General features: G+C 71.6%; 20 protein-coding genes and 1 pseudogene. 10 read left to right on the top strand and 11 right to left on the bottom strand.

Going from position 1 to position 20,577, the window contains the following annotated elements:
• Positions 1 to 615 precede the first annotated feature (615 nt).
• Both nrdR and ABZS51_RS34290 read left to right on the top strand, forming a co-directional pair.
• Positions 616 to 1,071, top strand: coding sequence for a transcriptional regulator NrdR (nrdR, locus tag ABZS51_RS34285; protein WP_175588570.1), 456 nt, complete (start codon positions 616 to 618; stop codon positions 1,069 to 1,071).
• Positions 1,068 to 3,926 (top strand): vitamin B12-dependent ribonucleotide reductase, encoded by a 2,859-nt coding sequence (locus tag ABZS51_RS34290; RefSeq protein ID WP_355449966.1) that lies wholly within the window; start codon positions 1,068 to 1,070, stop codon positions 3,924 to 3,926. The genes nrdR and ABZS51_RS34290 overlap by 4 nt, the downstream gene beginning before the upstream one ends.
• Positions 3,927 to 4,145: 219 nt before the next feature.
• Here the strand turns inward: ABZS51_RS34290 and ABZS51_RS34295 are convergent, their stop codons facing one another.
• Positions 4,146 to 4,886: an SDR family oxidoreductase gene (locus tag ABZS51_RS34295; protein WP_355449969.1), complete on the bottom strand. Its 741-nt coding sequence runs from the start codon at positions 4,884 to 4,886 to the stop codon at positions 4,146 to 4,148.
• A gap of 85 nt (positions 4,887 to 4,971) precedes the next feature.
• Between ABZS51_RS34295 and ABZS51_RS34300 the strand changes: the two genes are divergently transcribed.
• A complete protein-coding gene (locus ABZS51_RS34300; RefSeq protein ID WP_355449972.1) occupies positions 4,972 to 5,526 on the top strand; it encodes a TetR/AcrR family transcriptional regulator in 555 nt (184 codons plus the stop codon).
• Between the two features lie 68 nt (positions 5,527 to 5,594).
• Here ABZS51_RS34300 and ABZS51_RS34305 read toward each other — a convergent pair whose 3' ends face one another.
• The gene (locus ABZS51_RS34305) at positions 5,595 to 5,978 is read right to left on the bottom strand and encodes a helix-turn-helix domain-containing protein (protein ID WP_355449975.1); all 384 of its coding nucleotides are present in this window, start codon (positions 5,976 to 5,978) and stop codon (positions 5,595 to 5,597) included.
• 127 nt (positions 5,979 to 6,105) lie between these two features.
• On the opposite strand from ABZS51_RS34305, the gene ABZS51_RS34310 reads away from it, so the two are divergent.
• On the top strand, positions 6,106 to 6,513 hold the full coding sequence (locus ABZS51_RS34310) for a RidA family protein (protein WP_355449978.1): 408 nt from the start codon (positions 6,106 to 6,108) through the stop codon (positions 6,511 to 6,513).
• A 131-nt stretch (positions 6,514 to 6,644) separates the two neighbouring features.
• Here ABZS51_RS34310 and ABZS51_RS34315 read toward each other — a convergent pair whose 3' ends face one another.
• On the bottom strand, positions 6,645 to 7,151 hold the full coding sequence (locus ABZS51_RS34315) for a carboxymuconolactone decarboxylase family protein (protein WP_355449981.1): 507 nt from the start codon (positions 7,149 to 7,151) through the stop codon (positions 6,645 to 6,647).
• A 45-nt stretch (positions 7,152 to 7,196) separates the two neighbouring features.
• A complete protein-coding gene (locus ABZS51_RS34320; RefSeq protein WP_355449984.1) occupies positions 7,197 to 7,562 on the bottom strand; it encodes a hypothetical protein in 366 nt (121 codons plus the stop codon).
• Positions 7,563 to 7,730: 168 nt separating this feature from the next.
• Here ABZS51_RS34320 and sigJ point away from each other — a divergent pair, with 168 nt between their 5' ends.
• Positions 7,731 to 8,702, top strand: a complete 972-nt coding sequence (gene sigJ, locus ABZS51_RS34325) for an RNA polymerase sigma factor SigJ (protein WP_355449986.1) — start codon at positions 7,731 to 7,733, stop codon at positions 8,700 to 8,702.
• A 16-nt stretch (positions 8,703 to 8,718) separates the two neighbouring features.
• Here the strand turns inward: sigJ and ABZS51_RS34330 are convergent, their stop codons facing one another.
• The 4 genes from ABZS51_RS34330 to ABZS51_RS34345 form a co-directional block, all read right to left on the bottom strand.
• Positions 8,719 to 9,525 (bottom strand): alpha/beta hydrolase, encoded by an 807-nt coding sequence (locus ABZS51_RS34330; protein ID WP_355449989.1) that lies wholly within the window; start codon positions 9,523 to 9,525, stop codon positions 8,719 to 8,721.
• Positions 9,526 to 9,537: 12 nt separating this feature from the next.
• Positions 9,538 to 9,945 carry a VOC family protein gene (locus tag ABZS51_RS34335; protein WP_355449992.1) on the bottom strand — a complete coding sequence of 136 codons (408 nt, stop codon included), beginning with the start codon at positions 9,943 to 9,945 and terminating at the stop codon, positions 9,538 to 9,540.
• Between the two features lie 120 nt (positions 9,946 to 10,065).
• Positions 10,066 to 11,034, bottom strand: a complete 969-nt coding sequence (locus tag ABZS51_RS34340) for a helix-turn-helix domain-containing protein (protein ID WP_355449995.1) — start codon at positions 11,032 to 11,034, stop codon at positions 10,066 to 10,068.
• Between the two features lie 14 nt (positions 11,035 to 11,048).
• Positions 11,049 to 11,528, bottom strand: coding sequence for a PPOX class F420-dependent oxidoreductase (locus ABZS51_RS34345; protein ID WP_310711578.1), 480 nt, complete (start codon positions 11,526 to 11,528; stop codon positions 11,049 to 11,051).
• Between the two features lie 146 nt (positions 11,529 to 11,674).
• On the opposite strand from ABZS51_RS34345, the gene ABZS51_RS34350 reads away from it, so the two are divergent.
• On the top strand, positions 11,675 to 12,775 hold the full coding sequence (locus tag ABZS51_RS34350; RefSeq protein ID WP_355450015.1) for a PrsW family intramembrane metalloprotease: 1,101 nt from the start codon (positions 11,675 to 11,677) through the stop codon (positions 12,773 to 12,775).
• Positions 12,776 to 12,814: 39 nt separating this feature from the next.
• Here the strand turns inward: ABZS51_RS34350 and ABZS51_RS34355 are convergent, their stop codons facing one another.
• A complete protein-coding gene (locus tag ABZS51_RS34355) occupies positions 12,815 to 14,158 on the bottom strand; it encodes an MFS transporter (RefSeq protein ID WP_355449998.1) in 1,344 nt (447 codons plus the stop codon).
• A gap of 45 nt (positions 14,159 to 14,203) precedes the next feature.
• Between ABZS51_RS34355 and ABZS51_RS34360 the strand changes: the two genes are divergently transcribed.
• Together ABZS51_RS34360 and ABZS51_RS34365 are read left to right on the top strand one after the other, a co-directional pair.
• Positions 14,204 to 14,725 carry a helix-turn-helix domain-containing protein gene (locus ABZS51_RS34360; protein ID WP_355450001.1) on the top strand — a complete coding sequence of 174 codons (522 nt, stop codon included), beginning with the start codon at positions 14,204 to 14,206 and terminating at the stop codon, positions 14,723 to 14,725.
• A 33-nt stretch (positions 14,726 to 14,758) separates the two neighbouring features.
• On the top strand, positions 14,759 to 15,379 hold the full coding sequence (locus tag ABZS51_RS34365) for a pyridoxamine 5'-phosphate oxidase family protein (RefSeq protein ID WP_355450004.1): 621 nt from the start codon (positions 14,759 to 14,761) through the stop codon (positions 15,377 to 15,379).
• A 24-nt stretch (positions 15,380 to 15,403) separates the two neighbouring features.
• On the opposite strand, the gene ABZS51_RS34370 is transcribed toward ABZS51_RS34365, so the two are convergent.
• Entirely contained in the window at positions 15,404 to 15,574 is a 171-nt protein-coding gene (locus ABZS51_RS34370; RefSeq protein WP_355450006.1) for a hypothetical protein, read from the bottom strand.
• 459 nt (positions 15,575 to 16,033) lie between these two features.
• Here ABZS51_RS34370 and ABZS51_RS34375 point away from each other — a divergent pair, with 459 nt between their 5' ends.
• On the top strand, positions 16,034 to 19,546 hold the full coding sequence (locus tag ABZS51_RS34375) for a serine/threonine-protein kinase (RefSeq protein WP_355450009.1): 3,513 nt from the start codon (positions 16,034 to 16,036) through the stop codon (positions 19,544 to 19,546).
• Here the strand turns inward: ABZS51_RS34375 and ABZS51_RS34380 are convergent.
• Positions 19,543 to 20,016 carry a hypothetical protein gene (locus ABZS51_RS34380; RefSeq protein WP_355450012.1) on the bottom strand — a complete coding sequence of 158 codons (474 nt, stop codon included), beginning with the start codon at positions 20,014 to 20,016 and terminating at the stop codon, positions 19,543 to 19,545. The two genes, ABZS51_RS34375 and ABZS51_RS34380, sit on opposite strands and share 4 nt — an antisense overlap.
• 43 nt (positions 20,017 to 20,059) lie before the next feature.
• Here ABZS51_RS34380 and ABZS51_RS34385 point away from each other — a divergent pair.
• Positions 20,060 to 20,577, top strand: a pseudogene (locus ABZS51_RS34385) (hypothetical protein); the annotation flags it as partial.

A 20,577-nucleotide genomic window follows, 5' to 3' on the forward strand; every position in this document is an offset into this window, starting at 1 on the left:
GGGGGCCCGTCCTCGCGTGGCCGCGCGCCGACCTTCCGCCGAGGACGATGGGCGGTGACTGCACGGCGGTGGTTCCGGCCGCCATCCTTGATGGGCGCGTCACGCGGCAGAATCAGCTTGGTCAGGTAACGCCGCAGGGCGGCCGCACCTCGCCGTCACCGCACGCAGCGCCCGCTACGAGGCGGTGGCGGTTCGGCGAGTCGGTCCGGCTCCACAGGGGGCGGAGCCGGGGCGAAGGGCACGGTCTCGGGGGTCTGAGATGCGGCATAGGTTTTGAACCTGTGTGGATGGTGTTCTTTCCGCTTACAGGGCAGTTCAGCGGGGCCTACGTAGCCAGAAGGGGCCGACACGCCGGGCGGGCGGGAACATGCCGTGCTGATCAGCGGCTTCCCTGGGACGCCTGTGGCTCAACTTGCGTTCATGGTCGCGCGCTTCTACGGTTGGACCACAACATCTAGTACTTACACCGATGTAGTTCACCACACCTTGTGTTTTCGTGACCGCACCATGGCATGCCATGGTGCGGGCGTGAGCGTTCCCTGGTCAGCCTGGGCAGGGGCGTTCGCGCGGCGGCGAGGGCCGGGTGGGGTGGCCGCGGGGCAGGAGGCGAAACGCGTGCATTGTCCGTTCTGTCGCCATCCTGACACGAGGGTCATCGACAGCCGCTCGACGGATGACGGCGGCGCGATCCGGCGTCGCCGCACCTGTCCCGAGTGCGGCCGCCGGTTCACCACCCAGGAGACCGTACTCCTCATGGTGAGCAAGCGCAGCGGCGTGACGGAGCCGTTCTCGCGGGACAAGGTGGTCGCGGGCGTGCGGCGGGCCTGCCAGGGCAGGCCGGTCAGCGAGGACTCCCTGGCCCAGCTCGGGCAACGGGTCGAGGAGGCCATCCGGGCGAGGGGAGCGGCGGAGATCCCCTCGAACGAGGTGGGCCTGGCGATCCTGGGCCCGCTGCGGGAGCTGGACGAGGTGGCCTACCTGCGGTTCGCATCGGTATATCGCGGTTTCGAGACCTTGGCGGACTTCGAGGCCGAGATCGAACAGTTGAAGGCGGAGAAGGGGGAGTCATGACGGAGACGGCAAGCGGTTCAGTCGCGCGCGGAGGCAAGCGTCCCCGCAAGGGCCTGAAGATGAAGCGGATCTTCACCAAGCCGGGCGTGCATCCGTATGACGAGATCGCGTGGGAGCGCCGCGACGTCGTCATGACCAACTGGCGGGACGGCTCGATCAACTTCGAGCAGCGGGGCGTCGAGTTCCCCGAGTTCTGGTCGGTCAACGCGGCCAACATCGTGACCACCAAGTACTTCCGCGGCGCCGTCGGCACGCCGCAGCGCGAGTGGAGCCTGAAGCAGCTCGTGGACCGCGTGGTGGGCGTCTACACCCGCACCGCGATCGAGCACGGCTACTTCGCCGACGACGAGGACGCCGAGATCTTCGACCACGAGCTGAAGTACGCGCTGGTCCACCAGATCTTCGCCTTCAACTCGCCGGTCTGGTTCAACGTGGGCACCCAGTCGCCGCAGCAGGTCAGTGCCTGTTTCATCCTCTCGGTGGACGACCAGATGGAGTCGATCCTCGAGTGGTACAAGGAAGAGGGTGTGATCTTCAAGGGCGGCTCCGGCTCGGGCGTCAACCTGTCGCGCATCCGCTCCTCCAAGGAGCTGCTGTCGAGCGGCGGAACGGCCAGCGGCCCGGTGTCGTTCATGCGCGGCGCCGACGCCAGCGCGGGCACCATCAAGTCCGGCGGCGCCACCCGCCGGGCCGCCAAGATGGTCGTCCTCGACGTGGACCACCCCGACATCGAGGAGTTCATCGAGACCAAGGCGCGCGAGGAGGACAAGGTCCGCGCGCTCCGCGACGCCGGGTTCGACATGGACCTCGGCGGCAAGGACATCGTCTCGGTCCAGTACCAGAACGCCAACAACTCCGTCCGCGTCTCCGACGAGTTCATGCGGGCGGTGGAGAAGGGCGGCGAGTTCGGCCTGCGCGCCCGCCTCACCGGCGAGGTCATCGAGACGATCGACGCGCGCGACCTGTTCCGCAAGATGGCCAAGGCCGCCTGGGAGTGCGCCGACCCCGGAGTCCAGTACGACGACACGATCAACGACTGGCACACCACCCCCGAGACCGGCCGCATCACCGCCAGCAACCCGTGCAGCGAGTACGTCCACCTGGACAACTCCTCCTGCAACCTGGCCAGCATCAACCTGCTGAAGTTCCTGAACGACGACAACACCTTCGACGTCCCGAGCTTCGTCAAGCTGACCGAGCTGATCATCACCGCGATGGACGTGTCGATCACGTTCGCCGACTTCCCGACCGAGAAGATCGGCGAGACGACCCGCGCCTACCGCCAGCTCGGCATCGGCTACGCCAACCTGGGCGCGCTGCTCATGGCCACCGGCCACGCCTACGACTCCGACGGCGGCCGTGCCGTCGCCGGCGCCATCACCTCGCTGATGACCGGCACGTCGTACCGGCGCAGCGCCGAGCTGGCCGGCGCGGTCGGCGCGTACGACGGCTACGCCCGCAACGCGGAACCGCACAAGCGCGTCATGCGCAAGCACGCCGCCGCCAACGACAACCTGCGCACCGTCGGCTCCATGGACGCCAAGATCCACGCCGAGGCGTCGCGCCAGTGGTCGGAGTGCCTCAAGCTGGGCGAGAAGAACGGCTACCGCAACGCCCAGGCGTCGCTGCTGGCCCCGACCGGCACCATCGGCCTGATGATGGACTGCGACACCACCGGCATCGAGCCGGACCTGGCGCTGGTCAAGTTCAAGAAGCTGGTCGGCGGCGGCTCCATGCAGATCGTCAACCAGACGATCCCGCGCGCCCTCAGGCAGCTCGGCTACCAGCAGGAGCAGATCGAGGCCATCGTCGAGTACATCGCCGAGCACGGCCACGTCGTCGACGCGCCGGGGCTGCGCCATGAGCACTACGAGGTGTTCGACTGCGCGATGGGCGAGCGGGCGATCGCGCCGATGGGCCACGTGCGCATGATGGCCGCCGCCCAGCCGTTCCTGTCGGGCGCCATCTCCAAGACCGTCAACCTGCCCGAGTCGGCCACGATCGACGACATCGAGCAGGTCTACCTGGAGGGCTGGAAGCTCGGCCTGAAGGCGCTGGCCGTCTACCGCGACAACTGCAAGGTCGGTCAGCCGCTGTCGGCCGGCGGCAAGAAGGACGAGGCCAAGAAGGCCGAGACCAAGGAGGAGGCCAAGGCCGAGCCCGAGGTCAAGGTCATCGAGGTCAACCGCCCGACCCGGCGGCGGATGCCGAACCAGCGCCCGAGCACGACGACCCGCTTCACGGTCGGCGGCGCCAAGGGCTACATGACCGCCTCCAGCTACCCGGACGACGGGCTGGGCGAGGTCTTCCTCAAGATGTCCAAGCAGGGCTCGACGCTGGCGGGCGTCATGGACGCCTTCTCGGTGGCGATCTCGATAGGGCTGCAGTACGGGGTGCCGCTCGAGACGTACATGAGCAAGTTCGTCAACATGCGGTTCGAGCCGGCCGGCATGACCGACGACCCGGACATCCGGATGGCGACGTCGGTGATGGACTACATCTTCCGCCGCCTCGCGCTCGACCACCTGCCGTACGACGAGCGGGCGGCGCTGGGCATCTTCTCGGCGGCCGAGCGCGCGGCGCAGCAGCGCGGCGAGGACCCGGCGCCGCTGCAGGAGACGGTCGACCGCGAGGCGCTCGCCCAGTCGGCGCCGATCGAGGCCCGCCTCGAGGACAAGGCGGCGGACAAGGCGGGCGACCAGCCCGGGGAGTTCAAGCCGTCGGCCAAGGCACTGGAGAGCCACCAGCGCTTCACGGCGGACGCGCCGCTCTGCATGACCTGCGGCACCAAGATGCGCCCGGCGGGCAGCTGCTACGTCTGCGAGGGCTGCGGCTCCACGAGCGGCTGCAGCTGATTCCCAGGCGCTTGAAGCTCCACAACAGCTGAAAGCGCTGTACCAGCTCGCCAGGACAGGGAACCGGACGAAGGTCCGGTTCCCTGTCCATGTGGCCTGCGAGCTTGCTGGTGCGTTCGTGCAACCAGCGCTGTCCAGTACGCGTGGTATGACCTTTGCGCAGAGCGGTTCAGGGCGGCCGAACAGGTTGTCAGGCCACAGGCGGCGCGAAAGACTCGGCTAGCCTTGGACGGTCGGGCGGATGACGACTTCGCCGATCTCGACGTCGTGAGGCTGCTCGATGGCGAAGGCGATGACGCGGGCCACAGCCTCAGGGTCGATGGCGAACGCGTTCATGTCGCGCCGGATCTGCTCGCGGACCTGAACGTCGTCGATCGAGTCGACGAGTTCGGTACGGACCACGCCCGGTGAGATCGCCGTCGTACGCAGCACGCCGTCGGTCGACTCCTGCCGCAATCCCTCCAGCAGGGTGCGGACGGCGTTCTTGGTCGCCGCGTAGATCGCCTGGGTGGGCACGATCTTCAGGCCGGACGTCGACACCGTGGTCACCAGATGGCCGTGGCCCTGCCGGCGGAACACCGGCAGGGCGGCGGCGATGCCGTTCAGCACGCCGCGGAGATTGACGTCGATCATCGACGACCAGCCGTCGACGTCGAGGTCGGCCACGGGGCCGATCTTGGCGATGCCGGCATTGCCCACCAGCACGTCGAGCCGGCCGAACTCCGCCACGGCCCGGCCGACGAGCCGGTCGAGGTCCGCGCGCCGGGTGACGTCCGTGGCGCAGGTGAGGGCCTGTCCGCCGCGGTCGCGGATGTCCCGGGCGAGCTCGTCGAGACGTTGCGTCCGGCGCGCGCCGAGGACGACCGCCGCGCCGCGTCCGGCCAGCAGGCGCGCCGTGGCCTCCCCGATGCCGCTGCTCGCTCCGGTGATGGCGACGACCTTGCCGTCGATGGCTGTCATAGCGGACCCTTTCCCCACGGGCGGACACGTGTCCGGTTGTGGGGAGAGTACCGGACACGTGTCCGGTTAGTAAAATGGGGCACCTATGGACTCAACCCAGCGCCGGGCCGACGCCGCCGGTAATCGCGACCGGATCATCCAGGTGGCCCGGGCGGTCATCGCGAACGCGGACGAGGTCAAGCTCAACGCGATCGCCAAACAGGCAGGGGTTGGCCAGGGCACCCTCTACCGCCACTTCCCGACCCGGGAGTCGCTGCTCGCCGAGGTCTACCGGGAGGACGTGGACGAGCTCGTGGCGGCGGCGCCGGCCCTGCTCGCCGAGCACGAGCCGCTCGCCGCGCTGGCCCGTTGGTTCGATCGGGTGGTCGACTATGCGCAGGTCAAGCGCGAAGTGTTCGCCGCCGTCGAAGCGGCGGTGTGGCAGGACCTGTCCGCGCACAGCCTCGGCCCGATCGGCGCTGCGCTGACCGAACTTCTCGACGCCGGCAAGGCCGCGGGGACCATCCGCCCTGACGTCGACGCCCGTGACGTCATTCTGCTCATCGGTTATCTGACCCGTCTGGGACCGGACGAGTGGGACGCCAGGGCCCGGCATCTGCTCCACATCGTCCTCGACGGGTTGCGCCGTCCAGGGGAGTGACCTGGGAACGGCGGGCGCACCTCGGCAAGCGGGCCCCGAGCCGTCAGCGCGTGCGCGCGCTCCAGCCGTCAGGCGTCGAAGCGGTGGCGGGCTACCTCGATGTGACCGAGGTACCGGTGGGTCCAGCCGCACATTCCATCGACCGTTGCGCGCAGGGCTTGGCCCGGCTCGGTGAGGGTGTACTCGACCCGTGGTGGAACGGTGGGGTACACCGTCCTCTCGACCAGGCCGTTGCGCTCCAGCATGCGCAGATTCTGGGTGAGCATCTTGTGACTGATGCCCTCGACCTCGTCCCGCAGCTCGCTGAAGCGCAGGGTCCGTTCACCGAGCATCTCGATGATCAGGAATGCCCACTTGTTGGCCACGTCCGAGAAGATCTCCCGCGCCAGGGAGTCCGCGCGCCTCAGGTCCGCCTCGTCGGCCGGGCCGCCCTTTAACTGCTTGGTCACCATCAGGTTCCCCAGTCACTGAAAAGTGCGTTCTTCCATGTCAGCAGCCACTCTCCTATGGTTCCTGAGTAACCACAAGAGACCGAGGAAGACGTGGGCCCTCGGGCCCCATGACAAGGAGGCGGGCCGCATGGCCATCACTCTGGTGAATCCCAGCGAGTTGCCCACGATCGAGGTCTACCGGCAGGTGTCGATCGCATCCGGGTCGAAGCTGGTCTTCATCGCCGGGCAGGTCGCCTGGGATGCCGAGGGGATCACGGTCGGTGAGGGCGACCTCGCCGCGCAGGTCGAGCAGTGCTACCTCAACATCGGCATCGCCCTCGCCGAGGCCGGCGGCTCCTTCCACGACGTGGCGAAACTCACCGTCTACGTCGTCGACTGGACCCCCGACAAGATGCCCACCCTTCTGGAGGGGATCTCCCGAGCGGCCGCGAAACTGGGGGTCACTCCGGTCCCGCCGGCCACGCTGTTGGGCGTCGCGGCACTGGACATCCCTGACCATCTCGTCGAGATCGAAGCCACCGCAGTCCTCGACTGAACGGATGCTCCTGTCCACCGAGCGCCGAAGTGGCCGGCTACTGCGCTCAGTGGCCAACCGGCGTACTCAGCGACACATCGGAATGACTCGTCCATCGCATGGCGAAGGTCGCTGTGCCGGCGGCCGGGGCGTTACCTGCTGTAGTTCTTCCCGGGGACCTTGCCGGGGATCGGCTTGGCGATGAGGGCGACGGGGATGAAGAAGAAGATCTGGCTGATCGCCAGGGTCAGTGTCCACAGCGCCTGGTCGTCGTAGTGGCCGGCCGCCCTGGCGTACAGCTCGTCGGGGACGCGCTCGCCGGACGGGTTCGGGGTGAGGACGGCCTCCACGAGCTCCAGCGCGACCCGTTCGGCGTCGGTGAAGTAGGGGGCGTCCTGCCATGACGCCACGGCGGTGATGCGCTCCTCCGCCTCCCCGGCCTTGCGGAGGAGGCCCGTCTGCCGGACCGTGTGGTACGTGCTGCCGACGATCTGCCCGGCGCGGAGCTGCACCAGGTTGACGGTGGTGTGCGGAATCGAACCGTTCAGGGCGGCCCTGTTCATGGCGCCGGCGATCTGTGCCATCTCGGGGAAGAGCCGGCTGGGGTCGGGCAGACGTGACTGGAGATCGTCCTGCTCGGTCGTTGCGGGCGTGGACATGGCGGGGTTTCCCTTCTGCATTTCGGCGGTGGCGGCGCGCCGGCGTCAGGCGGCGACGGTCTCGTGGGTGCGGCGGCCGGTCCAGACCCGGGCGAGCTGAAGGACGCTCATGCCGAACATCAGGACCCCCAACGGAAGGTGCACGGTTTTCACGCCCGCGATGCCCAGCGCTATCTGCGCCAGCGTGAGCCCGAAGAAGACGACCGCGTACAGGATGGGCCTGGGCGAGCCGCCGCCCGGACGCCACGCCAGGATCGCGGCGAGCACGTGCACCAGCGCCACGGTGAACACCCCGTACGCCGAGACACTGTGCAGGGCCCGTCCGCTGGGCGCGGACAGCAACAGTCCGGCGGTGACGGGCGCCGAGAAGACGGCCAGGGTCTGCAGGAGGATGGCGACTCGCAAGAACATGGAACTGCCCTTCTGGATCTCACCGGGTCTGAGGCTTGTGACCTGGTGTCTCACTCATCCGACGACACAGCGGCCGGGAACGTGAGGCGCGGTATCGATCTCACATTCCGCGGCGTTGTCTCGTCGGAACAGTGAGGGCAACTGCGACAGAGGGAAGTCGGCGACACCATGAGCACCACCGCATCCGGGTCAGGAGACGGCCGGTTCGATCCGAGCCTGAGCGCGATCATGGGGGAGCGGCGTCAGCTGACCAATCTCGCCTACCGGCTCCTCGGCTCCCTGGCCGATGCCGAGGACGTCGTGCAGGAGACGTACGCCCGCTGGTACGCCATGTCTCCGCAGCAGCAGGAGGCCATCGAGTCACCCGGCGGCTGGCTGACGACGGTCGCCAGCCGCATCTGCCTCGACCTGCTCGGCTCGGCGCGGGCCCGGCGCGAGAGCTACGTGGGCGCATGGATTCCCGAGCCGCTGCCCGACCGCATGGAGTGGGTCGCGGGGATGTCGGACGGCATCACGGCCGACCCGGTCGACCGGGTCACCCTGGACGAGTCGGTCAGCATGGCCTTCCTCGTCGTGCTCGAAGCGATGACCCCGGCCGAGCGCGTCGCGTTCGTGCTGCACGACGTCTTCCGCTACTCCTTCGCCGAGGTCGCGGAGATGGTCGGCCGTAGCCCGGAGGCATGTCGCCAGCTGGCCTCCTCGGCCCGGCGTCGCATCCGCGCGTCGCAGACTCCCGCGCCCCAGGCCGGGCGGCAGGCCGGCGTCGTCCGGGACTTCAAGCAGGCGTGGGAGGCCAAGGACATCGACGCTCTCGTCGGCCTGCTCGACCCCGGCGCCACGATGATCGCCGACGGCGGCGGCCTGGTCCGCACCGTGCTGCGCCCGATCCAGGGCGGCGACCAGATCGCCCGTTACCTGGTCGAGATGGCCGGCTGGGCACCCGGCCTGACGATCCTGGAGCGTACGGTCAACGGGCAGCCCGGCCTGGTGGCCCAGCACGACGGCGTCACCGTGACGGTGGCGGCGTTCGACGTCGCGGGCGACCGGATCACGAACATCTGGGCGGTGCGCAATCCCGAGAAGCTCCGGCCGTGGACGGCGGACCCGAGCATCTCGGCCGGCGAACGTTCCACAACGTGACGCGATGGGCGGCGGGTCACGCGGCGACGAGGAACTCCAGGAGCTCCGGCGCCAGCGCCCGTGGCGACACGGCGTGCGTCTCGCCCTCCAGGACCCGGTGGTCCGCGCCCGGCACGGCACGGGCCACCGCCCGGCCCGCGTCCAGCATCCAGCGCGGGCTGGCCCCGCCGTTCAGCACCAGCGTGGGCTGCCCGATCGAGGCGAGCGGCCCGGCGGGCAGGGCGTTGCGCGGTCCCATGACGGCGGCCTCGTACGCCAGTGTGTGCGCGAGCGCCTCCATCCCGGCCCACTCGGGCAGGCCGCGCATCGCGGCGACCGCCTCGGCGGGGACCTCGGCGGCCTCCACCATGAACAGCTCGGCCGCGTCCCCGCGCCGCCCCTCCTTCACCAGCGACTCCAGCCGCGAGGCGAAGTCCGGGGACAGCTGCGGAGCGCCGGGACCGACGTGGTAGGGCGGCTCCCAGAGTGCCAGCTTGGAGACGGGCAGGCCCCCGGCCGCCGCCCGTAGCGCCAGCGCCGCCCCCGAGGAGCCGCCGAACACCATGGCCTGCCCGCCCGCCTCGGCGAGCAGGGCGGCGAGGTCGTCGATCTCCCGCTCCACCGCGTACGGCCGGGCGTCACCGCTGCCGCCCCGGCCGCGCCGGTCGTAGTTGTAGACCGTGAACCAGGGCGACAGCGTGGCCGCCACCACCCGCAGCAACGGGTGCTCCCTCCCGGTGAACGCCCCGTGCACGAGCACGAGGGCCGGCCCGGTGCCGGAGCGGTCGTAGACGATCGGGGTGCCGTCGGCCGAGGTGACCTCGCCGGTCCGGGGTTCGTCCATCCGGCCGCCGCCTCAGCCGGCCTGCGCCACCAGGGACAGGGCCGACCACTGGTGGCCGTCGGGGTCGGCGAAGCCGCGCTGGTAACGCTGTCCGTCGTTGATCGGCTCGCCGACGGGGGTGGCGCCCGCCGCGATCGCCTGGTCGAACAGCGCGTCGACGGCGGCCGGGTCGTCCAGGCCGAGGACGAGGATCACCTGGGTGCTCTTGGCCGGGTCGGCGACCTCCGACCGCGCGTAGGAGGCGAAGACCGGCTCGGTGAGCAGCATGACCTGGGTCCGCTCGTTGATCATCACGGACGCCATGTCGTCGCCCGCGCCGAACATCGAGAAGCCGAGCGCGGCGAAGAACGCCTTGGAGCGGCCGAGGTCGGCGACCGGCAGGTTGACGAAGATGGTGTGGGAGACAGGGGCGGTGGACATGGGCGGGGCCTTTCGCCGTGGTGGTGTCCGTACCGGGTGGTGCGGACACGTCCCAGTCTGCTGACGCCCGGCTCGCCGGTCTTGCGAGTCAGTGCCGCTCTCTTGACGATCCGTGCCGGATCACGGGTCCTGGGGGAGGCGGGCGCGGCGGTACTCGGCGGGCGGCATGCCGTACGCCTGCCTGAACAGGCGGCTGAAGTGGGCCGAGCCGGGCAGTCCCCAGCGGGCGGCGATGAGGCTCACCGGGACGTGGCGCAGGGCCGGATCGGCCAGCTCCCTGCGGCAGCGCTCCAGGCGCCGGTGCCGGATCCAGGCGGCCACCGTGGTGCTGCGCGTCTCGAACAGCCGGTGGAGCTGGCGCACGGAGACGTGGTGGGCGACGGCGACGGTGGCCGGGTCGAGCCCGGGATCGTCCAGGTGCTCCTCGATGAAGGCGTTGACGCGGAGCTGGAGGGTGCGGGCGCGCGACTCGTCCGGCAGGGCCGCGGTCTGCTCGGCCCGTTCGGCGATGACGGTGGTGAGCAGGTCCATCACCACGCCGGACAGCCGGGCCGCGCTGGCGGGCCGGTAGCTCTCCAGGTCCAGGGTGACCCTGCGCAGGAGCGGCGCGGCGAGCGCCCCGGTGCCGTCGTCCGTCGTGATCGGGACGGCGGTGAGCCGGGCGACGGAGTCGTGCGGGAGCGTGAGCGCGTCGCGGGGCAGGCTGAACACCGCCAGGTCCACCGCGGAGGTGTAGGCGAGCTGGTACGGCCGGGCGAAGTCGTAGAGGGCGAGCCGGCCGGGCGTGAGCCGGGTGGAGCGCCCGTCCTGCTCCAGCACCGGCTCGCCCGACAGGGCCAGCACCACGCGGTAGAGCTCGCGCGAGCCCTGGCGGATCTGGCCGGGGGTCCGGTGGACGCTGTGCGGGGTGGTGGTGCGGACCCTGCCGACGCCGACGGAGCCGAGCGCTCCCGCGTCGATCTCGCCGCGCAGCGGGGAGTCGGGGTCGATGCGGCAGTCCAGGGGGCCGAGCGTGTCGCACACGATGCTCCGCCAGGCGGCGTGCCGCTGCTCCGGCGGCACGTCCTGGGCGCGGATCAGGACACCCACCGCGTCACCCCCGGTCAGCCCGCGACGGGCAGCGTGGTCCCGTACAGCCGCGACACCCGCAGCCGGATCACCATGCGCCGGTCGGCCGCCATCTGGCGCAGGAACGCCTCCTCCCGCGCCGGGTCGGCGAGGCCGCCCGCCATCGCGAGCAGCTCCCGGCCGACCTCGTCGCCCGGCTCGGCGCTGACCGGGGACAGCTCGGCCTTGCCCTCGGCGACCGCGAAGGACCAGAAGTCGTCGCTGGTCACGTAGAGGGAGCCGCGCGGGTCGCGCTGGAGCTGGCGGACCTTGAGCCGGTCGGCGATCGTCGAGATCCGCGCCACGCGCTGCTCGGCGTCCCAGCTGTAGACGACCGTGGACAGGTGGGGCACGCCGCTGCTCCGGGTGGTGGCGAGAGCGCCGAAGCGCTGCCCGGCGATCAGGTTCGAAAGCTCCTCCTCCGGCAGCGAGACGGGTGCCGGTCCGGCGCCAGGTCCGTAGCTTTCATCAGCCATATGGTGATTCCTCCTCGTTGTGGGGAACCCTACCGCCGCAGCCCCCGTCAGGTCGCCGAGCGCCCGGCCACCCCGTCAAGCGACTGTCAAGCGTTCGTCGACACCGGGCGCCCATAGTGGGACCCCGAGTGAAGAGAGGCGTGACGATGACAGTCCCCCTGCGCCCTCCCCTGCTGGTCCAGCGGCGGCCCAGCAAGGTCCTGCTGATCGGCCTGGTCGTCTCCAGCGCGCTGGCGCTGGTCGTGCTCGCCGTCCTGCTGCGTAGCGGCGGGCCGGTCGGGTTCGGGCTGTCGCTGCTGCTGGCGCTCGCGCCGCTGCCCGTGCTGCTCGCCGCCGTCCTCTCGCTGGACCGGCTGGAGCCGGAGCCGAAGCTGCACCTCGCGTTCGCGTTCGCGTGGGGCGCCGGCGTGGCGATCGTGCTCGGCGTGGCGCTCACCCTGGCCGGGCAGGCGCTGTTCAGCAGTGCGGGGTACGGCGCGCAGGTCGTCGACGCCATGGGCACCGTGTTCCTCGCCCCCGTGATCGAGGAGGCGCTCAAAGGGTCGGCGCTGCTGCTCCTCCTGCGCCGCCGCCGGGAGATCGACGGGCTGACCGACGGCATCGTGTACGCCTCGATGGCCGGGCTGGGCTTCGCGGCCGTGGAGAACGTCGGCTACTACCTGAGCGCCTTCCTGCGCAGCGGCGTGGACGCGACCGTGCAGCTCTTCGTCATGCGCGGGCTGATCGATCCGCTCGGCCACCCCGTCTACACCTCGATGATCGGGCTCGGCGTCGCCTACGCCCTCACCCGGCGCGGCCCGGCCCGGTACGCCATGATCCCGCTCGGCTACCTGGCCGCGGTCGTGCTGCACGCGTTGTGGAACGGCACCGCCTCCCTCAGGTCGCTCGGCTGGCTCGCCACCGCGTACCTGGTGATCATGGCGGCGCTGGTCCTGCTCGTCGTCGTCACCGTGCGGGAGCGGCGGCAGCTCCTCGCCAGGATGGGCGCCTACCTGCCCGCCTACCAGTACACGGGGCTGGTCACCCCGCCGGACCTGGCGATGCTCGGCTCGCTGGCCGGACGCCGGCGCGCCCGCCGGTGGGCCGGGCGGGCCGGGCTCGGCCGGGCCATGAGCGACTACCAGCACGCGGCGACCGAGCTGACCATGCTGCACCTGCGCGCCGAGCGGGAGGGAATGGAGCCGGTGAGGTTCGCCGCGGAGCGGGACGCGCTGCTCGGCGCCATGGCGAGCGCCCGCCGCTGGTGAAGTCCGTCTCCCCGTCCCGGACGGGGCTGAGCAGGCCCTTCAGGCGCGGGTGAGCAGCGCGGCCACGGCCGTGGCCGCCGTCAGCACGACGCACCCCGCCACGGCCACCGTCCCGCCCGATGCCGTTCCGAGCTGCCCGACGGCCGCCGCCACCCCGGCCGCGCCCAGCGAGCTGCCCACATAACGGGCCGTGTTGTTGGCCCCGGACCCCATGCTGACCCGGTGCGCCGGCACGCTCTCGATGGCCAGGTGGGTGATCGAGGAGTTGACCAGTCCCGACCCGATCCCGCTGACCGCGAGTCCCGCCACCACCGGGACCATCGAGCCGTCCGAGCCCGCGCCGAGCAGCCCGGTGAAGCCGGCCGCGCTGAGCGCGAGACCGAGCGCGAAGCGACCCGCCGTGCGCAGCCGTACGTGCCTGGACAGCAGGGAGACCACGAACGACAGCGACGACCAGAGCCCGAACAGCAACCCGGTCCCCATCGGGGTGAGCCCGCGCGCCTGCTGGAGCACGCTCGGCAGGTAGCTCAGCAGCCCGACGATCGCCGCCCCGACGACGAGCGCGCCCCCGGTCGCCACGAGGAAGGCCGGCCGCCGGAACAACTCCAGGTCGAGCAGCGGGTCCGGCCGCCTGCGCTCGGCCGCCACGAACGCGACTCCCAGCGCCACCGCCACCGCGAAGGCCGTCAGGACCACCGGCCGCCCCCACCCGAGCCTGCTCTCGGTCACCCCGGCCACCAGCGCGGCCACGCCCACGCTGAGCAGCACCACGCCCGGTACGTCGAAGCGGCGCGGCTCGGGGGAGCGCGACTCCTCCAGCACCCGCGCGGACACCGCCATCAGCGCCAGCGCACACCCGGCAACCAGCCAGTACGCGGCCCGCCAGCTCGCCACCGAGGCCAGCGCCCCGGACACCAGGGGCCCCACGGCGGTGCCGAGCCCGATCATCGCCCCGTACCGCCCGGTGGCCCGCACCCGCTCCGGGCCGGTCGGGTAGGCGTGGCCGACCAGTCCGAGGCTGGCGGCCAGCATCGCGGCGCTCGCCGCGCCCTGCGCGAAGCGCGCCGCCACGAACAGGGGCACGGCCGTGGCCAGCGCTGCCACCACGCTGGCCGCGGCGAGCACGCCGGTGCCGATGACCAGCACCCGCTTGCGCCCATGGTCGTCGGCCAGCCCCCCGGACACCAGCAGCACCGAGGACAACCCGAGCGCGACCGAGCCGAGGATCCACACCGGGCCGGTCGGCCCGGCGCCGAGCGCCCGCGCGGTGTCGGGCAGCGTGACCATCGGCACGGTGTAGTTCGTCAGCACCAGCAAGGGGGCGAGCGAGGCCACGGCGGGTCCCAACCGGGGCCGTGTCGTCAGTTCAGTGATTGAACTCATGGCGGGCACGGTACCACGGTTCAATGAATGAACTAAGATGGCCCCATGGCGCTCGGCAAGAACTACGACGGCCAGGACTGCTCCCTGGCCAGGGTCCTGGAGCTGGTCGGCGAGCGGTGGACGATGCTCGTCGTCCGCGACGCGCTCTACGGCGTGCGCCGCTACGGCGACTTCCTCGCCCACCTCGACATCCCGCGGGCCGTGCTGTCACAGCGGCTGACCGCCCTGGTCGACGCCGGCGTGCTCGAACGGCGGCGCTACCAGGACACGCCGCCCCGCGACGAGTACGTGCTGACCCCGATGGGCCGCGAGCTCTGGCAGCCCGTGCTGGCCCTGGGGCAGTGGGGCGAGCGTCACCTCACCCGCAACGGCGCCCGCCGGCTGTTCATCCACGTGGACTGCGGCGCCCGCATCGACGCCTTCTCCTCCTGCACCGGCTGCGGGGCGCCGCACCTCCCGCCCGAGCAGGTCGAGGTACGCCCCGGGCCCGGGCTGGAGGACGGGCGCGGCGATCCGGTCAGCGTGGCGCTGCGCGCACCCCACCGACTGCTGGAGCCGCTCCCGTGACAGGATTTGCCCGGACCCCCGAAGGGAGATCGCATGAGCTGGGTCGAGATCGACTCCGAGTCCGAGCTACGGGAGCTGCTGGGCGACGTGATGCCCCGTGCCGCCACCAAGGAGCGGGCGCGCCTGCACGAGCGTGACCGGCAGTGGCTGGCCGCCTCGCCGTTCTGCCTGATCGCCACCTCCGGCGCCGACGGGAGCTGCGACGTCTCACCCAAGGGTGATCCGGCCGGATTCGTCCGCGTCCTCGACGACACCACTATCGCCATCCCGGACCGGCCGGGCAACCGCCGCGCCGACGGCTTCCGCAACATCCTGACCAACCCCAACGTCGGGCTGATCTTCATGATCCCCGGCCGCAACGAGACCCTGCGGATCAACGGCCGCGCCCGGCTCGTCCGCGAGGCGCCGTTCCTCGACGAGATGGTCGTCACGAACCACCGGCCGCAGTTGGCCCTCGTGGTCGAGATCGACCAGATCTTCTTCCACTGCGCCAAGGCGTTCCTGCGCTCGTCGCTGTGGAAGCCCGACGCCTGGAAGCCCGACGCGCTGCCCTCGCACGCCCGCCTGGTCAAGGAGGTGCAGGTGGTCGAGGAGTCGGTCGAGCAGCTGGAGCAGTACTACGGCGAGTCCTACGCCAAGAGGCTCTACGGCTGAGCCGCGCTCCCGGCCGGGCCCCGGCTAGGCGGCCGGGGTCGGGCCGCCGGGGAAGCGGATCACGTTGCGGCCGGCGTAGGCGCGCAGGTCCACGACCTTCGGATCGGGCGGCGCCGGCCTGCGCCGGTCCACCGTGCGGATGTCGCGCACCTTGTGCCTGATGACGTGCGGCGGCACGACCGCTAGCCTCTTCACCCCGAGCCCCCCGTGATGTTCCTGTTATCTAATTTAACTACAGAAACACCCGTAAGCACGGTGTAAGAAACGGTTCGGCGGGGAAATCCTTCGCCGAACCGGACACGGTCCCGATCCTCGATCAGTAGGGGAGCCGGCGGCCCGAGGGGGAGCGCAGGTCCAGGTCCGCGTTGGGATCCGGACGTGGTCTCGTCGGCCTGACGATCGTGACGCGTCTCATGGTGTGCCCCTCCCGGCGCCCGGCCGTACGAGCGCCGCGCCAGCGCGGCCGGCGGGCGCGGGGACCCGCCATGCCGGACAACCTAACGCGGGGTCACCTGCGCTTTCAATGCATTTCTACCGGTGAAGCCACACCTGGTCGGTCTGCCCGCCGCACGGCCACGGGATGACCTTCTTGCCCGCCCGGACCCCGCTGCGGAATGTGACAACCCCGGGGCACGACCCGGCATCCAACCCCTTGTGGAAACGCTCAGCGCGGGGGATCCGCAGCATGTCGGCCCGTACTGGCTGGCCGGACGGCTCGGCGCCGGCGGCCAGGGAGTCGTCTACGAGGCGTACGACGCCGGGGGGCTGCGGGTCGCTCTCAAGGTGCTCCACCCGGGGGGAGACGGCGGGGCCAACGGCACGGCCGGCCGGCTGGCCAAGGAGGCGACCGCCGCGCGCCGCGTGGCCTCGTTCTGCACCGCCAGGGTGCTGGCCGCCGACCTCGACGGCAGCCGGCCGTACATCGTGTCGGAGTACGTCCCCGGCCCGAGCCTGCGGCAGGCGGTGAACGGCGGGCGGCTGTTCGCGGGCGACGACCTGCACCGTCTGGCCACGGCGGTCGCCACCGCGCTCACCGCGATCCACGACGCGGGCGTCATCCACCGCGACCTCAAGCCCGACAACGTGCTCCTCGGGCCGGACGGCCCCCGCGTCATCGACTTCGGCATCGCCCGGACCCTCGACATGTCCCTGACCAGGACGGGCGAGGTGGCGGGCACGCCCAGCTACCTCGCGCCCGAGGTGTTCACCGGGCAGCGGGCCGGCGCGTCCGCCGACGTGTTCGCCTGGGGCGCGACCATGGTGTTCGCGGCCACCGGACAGGACCCGTTCCACGCCGACAACCTCGGCGGCGTCATGCACCGCGTGCTGTCCCACCACCCCGACCTGACCGCCCTGCCGCCGGGGCTCCGGCCCCTGGTCGCCGCGGCCCTGCGCAAGGAGCCCGCCGCCCGGCCGGCGGCCCGCGACCTGCTGCTCGCGCTGGTCAGCGGCGACGCCGCCGACACCGGCGGGCTGCTGGCGGAGGGCAGCCGCGCCGCCCGCGGCGTGGCCGGCTCCGACCGCGACGACCCCGCCCTCGGCACGATCGCCGAGGACGCCTACGGCTCGCTCGGACCGGAGGAGCGGGATGTGGCGGCCGAGGTGTTCCTGCGGCTGGTCGCCGTGGGGGACGACGGCCGGGAGAGCGGCCGGACGGCCTCGCACGACGAGCTGTTCGAGGGACGCCCGGAGCCGGAGGCCGAGGCGGTGCACCGGGTGCTGCGCGCCTTCTCGTACGTCGTCTCCTCGGACGGCACGTCGGTGGAGCTGTCCCGGCCGGCGCTGCTGCGCGCCTGGCCCCGGCTGCGCATGTGGGTGGACGCCGAGCGCGACGGCCTGGCCGTCCTCGGCGAGATCACCCGGGCGGCCCGGCACTGGGCCGAGCACGGCCGGCGCGACGCCGACCTGCTCCAGGGCAGCCGCCTGGAGCGGGCGCTGCGGTGGGCCGCCACCAGCCGCCGGCACGTGACACTGACCCCGCGCGAGCGCGACTACCTCCAGGCCGGCACCGACCTGACCCGGCGGCGCACCAGGCGACGGCGGCTGACCACGATCGCGCTGGCCGGGATGCTGGCGGTCGCGCTGGTCGCGGCCGGCGTGGCGGTGTGGCAGGGACAGCAGACGGCCCGCCAGCGCGACATCGCCACCGCCAAGCAGGCGGCGGCCGAGGCGGACCGGATGCGGGTCACCGACCCGGGCACCGCGATGCGGCTGAGCGTCGCGGCGTGGCGGCTCTCGCCGCAGCCCGAGACCCGTTCCAGCCTGGTCGCCTCCCTCCAGCAGCAGGAGACCGCGGTGTTCCGCGACCCGCCCGTTCAGGGCGTGGCCTACCGGGCGCTCAGCCGTGACGGCCGCACGCTGGTGAGCGTCAGCAAGCAGGGGGTGAACGTCTACGACATCCGGACGGGCCGGCGCACCGGCGGCTGGAAGGGGCTGGACCTCAAGGGCGAGATCGTCTTCGGCCCGGTGCTCAGCCCGAGCGGCCGCCTGCTGGCGCAGTCGACGCCGGAGGAGCTCGGCGTCTGGGACCTCACCACGGGCAGACGCGTCTACAGGGAGAAGCTCGGAGGGGCGAGTGGCGGCGGCTACTTCCCGCGGTTCGGCGAGCACGAGACGACCATGCTCGTCTCCTACTTCGAGGGTCTGTCGCATCTGGTGGACCTGAAGACCGGCAGGCGGTTCGGGAAGCCGGTCGTCAGAGGCGACATGGAGGCCATGCCCGACGACCTGCTGGTGGATCCGACGGGCCGGCGCATGCTGGTCACGGACGGGCGGCTCGACGCGCTGTCGCTGCCCGGCTGGACGTGGGAGCGGCCCTATCCGGCCTGCCGCAAGGAGTCGGCCGTGGCCGCCTTCAGCCCGGACGGCAGGACCCTGGCCTGCGGACGTGACGGGATCACGCTGGTGGACGCGGCCTCGGGACGGCTGCGCGCCAGGGACGACCAGTGGTCCTGCGAGCTCTGCCGGAATCTGTGGGCCCAGATGCGCCTGGACGACCGGTACGTCGTCGTCTTCGCCCTACGGGACCTGCAGGTGTGGCGGATCGCCGATCACAAGGAGGTGCTCAACTACCGTGCCGAGGGCGACCTGACCGATGTCCGCCTCGACCCCGACGGCAGGACGCTGCGTTATCTCATGGACGATGTCGTCGTGAGCGTGGACCTGGCCTCCCGGGTGATGTCCACGCGGGTGGGCGAGGAGGACGCCGAGATCCGGTTCAGCCCCACGGGGCGGTGGGCCACGGTCGCCGACTATGAGGCGACGCGCCTCCGGGTCGTGGACCTCCGGACGCGTCGAACCGTCGCCACGTTCGCCAAGGACTCCGAGGCTCAGTCCCTGGAGCCGGGCTTCGACGAACCGCGCGACCGCATGGTGCTGGCGGAGTCGGACGGCAAGGTCAGGCTCATCGACCTGAGGACGTCGCGGCAGGTGTGGGCCGTCCGGACGCCCAAGCTCAACAACCCCGATCAGGTGCAGTTCACCGCCGACGGCAAGGAGGTCGTCATGTCGATGGACCCACAGGCGCAGGTGGAGGACTTCCGCGTGCTGGTCTACGACGCGGCCACCGGACGCACCCTGCACGACTTCGCCGCGGCAGAGCGCGGCGGCCCGCTGACCAAGGACGGCAGGGCGCTCGTCACCGGCAGTGGCAGGTTCCTCGACCTGACGACGGGCAAGCCGTCCGGCAGCGGGTTCGCCCTGTCCGCGACGGGCTACCGTCCCGCGCTGAGCAGCAGAGCCGTCATCGCGATCAGCCAGGACGACACCGGACGCATCGCCCTGTGGGACGCCGCCGCTCCCCAGGGAGCCACGCCGATCCGCCCCACACTGCCCCGCGCGGCCGGCTCGGTCGACCTGCTGGCCTTCTCACCTGACGGCGGCATCCTGGCCACCCTGACGATGAGCGGGAAGATCCAGCTCTGGGACCTCGCCACCAAACGGCGGCTCGGCGCCTCCTACGACATCCACACCACCGACGAGCCCCAGGCGCTCACGTTCAGCGGCGACGGCCGCACCCTGTACGCCGCCGTCGACGGGCGCATCCACGAGGTGCCGGTGGACCCGGGGCAGGTGGCGGCGGCCGTGTGCCGGCGCGCCGGTGCCACCCTGTCCGAGCGGGACTGGGCCCGCTACCTGCCGGACGTCCCGTACCGGAAGGTCTGCTAGCCCTTGCAGTTGCCCCAGGAGGTGCGGCCGCCCCACGCCTCGACGCGGTTGTCGGGGGTGCGGGTCCAGCCCTGGTACTTCACGCACTTCCAGCTGCCGTCCACGTGCCCGGTCTCGGCGTAGAACCGGTACTTCTGCACGTCCTCCGACCGGCCGCCGCCCCGCACCTCCAGGCTGGCGCCGGTCACCGTGCGGGTGCCGGTGTAGCGGGTCTTGATCGCGGCCACGCAGTTCTCGCCGCTGCTCTTGCTGTACATGAGGTAGACGTGCCCGAGCACCCGGCCGTCGCGCGTCCTCATCGCCCGGTGGCCGTCCTTGACCTGGTGGAATCCGGACCCGCACACGCGCTCGGGCGTGTAGGCCGCCGACGCGGCAGAGGCGGGGGCGGGGACGGCGGCGATCCCGGCGGCGACGAGGCCGGCCGCGACGATCGTACGCTTGAGCACGAGGTTCCCTTCGTCGAACAACATCGTCGATCTTTACCATGGCTTGACTGCGGCGCGAGGGGGATTCGTGAAATATCGGGGTTTGCCGCTCATCCTGGTCTGTGCGGCGTGGGGCATGTTCTGGGGCGCCTGGTCGGCTCTGCTGCCCGCCCTGAAGGACCAGCTCGGAGCCTCGAACGCGGACCTCGGGCTGGCGCTGACGGCGGTGCCGGTCGGGGCGATCCCGGCGATGGCCATGACCGGGCGGCTGGCCCGCGGACGCGAGCGTGACGCGCTCCTCCTCGCCTGCGCCGCCTTCGGGCTGAGCGCCGCCGCGATCGGCTGGACGTCGTCGCCGGTGGCGTTCGGCGCGGCCCTGCTCGTGCTGGGGGCGGCCAGCGGCGCGCTCGACGTCGCACTCAACCTGACCACGGGACGGGTGGAGCGGGAGAGCGGGCGGCGGCTGTTCCAGCCGGTCCACGCGGCCTTCCCCGTCGCGGTCATCGTGGCCGCCCCCGCCACCGGCCTGGCCCGCCAGCTCGGCCTCGGCACCACGGCGGTGCTCGCCGTGCTGGGCGCCCTCGTGCTCGCCGCCTCGGCCGCGCT

The organism is Nonomuraea sp. NPDC005501 (assembly GCF_040605905.1).
In the GTDB taxonomy this organism is placed as follows: Bacteria; Actinomycetota; Actinomycetes; order Streptosporangiales; family Streptosporangiaceae; genus Nonomuraea.

Excerpts from the sequence above, each read along its gene's own strand:
- ABZS51_RS34290 (WP_355449966.1), top strand. The coding sequence starts at position 1,068 with ATGACGGAGACGGCAAGCGGTTCAGTCGCGCGCGGAGGCAAGCGTCCC.
- ABZS51_RS34295 (WP_355449969.1), bottom strand. The coding sequence starts at position 4,886 with ATGACAGCCATCGACGGCAAGGTCGTCGCCATCACCGGAGCGAGCAGC.
- ABZS51_RS34300 (WP_355449972.1), top strand. The coding sequence starts at position 4,972 with ATGGACTCAACCCAGCGCCGGGCCGACGCCGCCGGTAATCGCGACCGG.
- ABZS51_RS34305 (WP_355449975.1), bottom strand. The coding sequence starts at position 5,978 with ATGGTGACCAAGCAGTTAAAGGGCGGCCCGGCCGACGAGGCGGACCTG.
- ABZS51_RS34310 (WP_355449978.1), top strand. The coding sequence starts at position 6,106 with ATGGCCATCACTCTGGTGAATCCCAGCGAGTTGCCCACGATCGAGGTC.
- ABZS51_RS34315 (WP_355449981.1), bottom strand. The coding sequence starts at position 7,151 with ATGTCCACGCCCGCAACGACCGAGCAGGACGATCTCCAGTCACGTCTG.
- ABZS51_RS34320 (WP_355449984.1), bottom strand. The coding sequence starts at position 7,562 with ATGTTCTTGCGAGTCGCCATCCTCCTGCAGACCCTGGCCGTCTTCTCG.
- sigJ (WP_355449986.1), top strand. The coding sequence starts at position 7,731 with ATGAGCACCACCGCATCCGGGTCAGGAGACGGCCGGTTCGATCCGAGC.
- ABZS51_RS34330 (WP_355449989.1), bottom strand. The coding sequence starts at position 9,525 with ATGGACGAACCCCGGACCGGCGAGGTCACCTCGGCCGACGGCACCCCG.
- ABZS51_RS34335 (WP_355449992.1), bottom strand. The coding sequence starts at position 9,945 with ATGTCCACCGCCCCTGTCTCCCACACCATCTTCGTCAACCTGCCGGTC.
- ABZS51_RS34345 (WP_310711578.1), bottom strand. The coding sequence starts at position 11,528 with ATGGCTGATGAAAGCTACGGACCTGGCGCCGGACCGGCACCCGTCTCG.
- ABZS51_RS34350 (WP_355450015.1), top strand. The coding sequence starts at position 11,675 with ATGACAGTCCCCCTGCGCCCTCCCCTGCTGGTCCAGCGGCGGCCCAGC.
- ABZS51_RS34355 (WP_355449998.1), bottom strand. The coding sequence starts at position 14,158 with ATGAGTTCAATCACTGAACTGACGACACGGCCCCGGTTGGGACCCGCC.
- ABZS51_RS34360 (WP_355450001.1), top strand. The coding sequence starts at position 14,204 with ATGGCGCTCGGCAAGAACTACGACGGCCAGGACTGCTCCCTGGCCAGG.
- ABZS51_RS34365 (WP_355450004.1), top strand. The coding sequence starts at position 14,759 with ATGAGCTGGGTCGAGATCGACTCCGAGTCCGAGCTACGGGAGCTGCTG.
- ABZS51_RS34380 (WP_355450012.1), bottom strand. The coding sequence starts at position 20,016 with ATGTTGTTCGACGAAGGGAACCTCGTGCTCAAGCGTACGATCGTCGCG.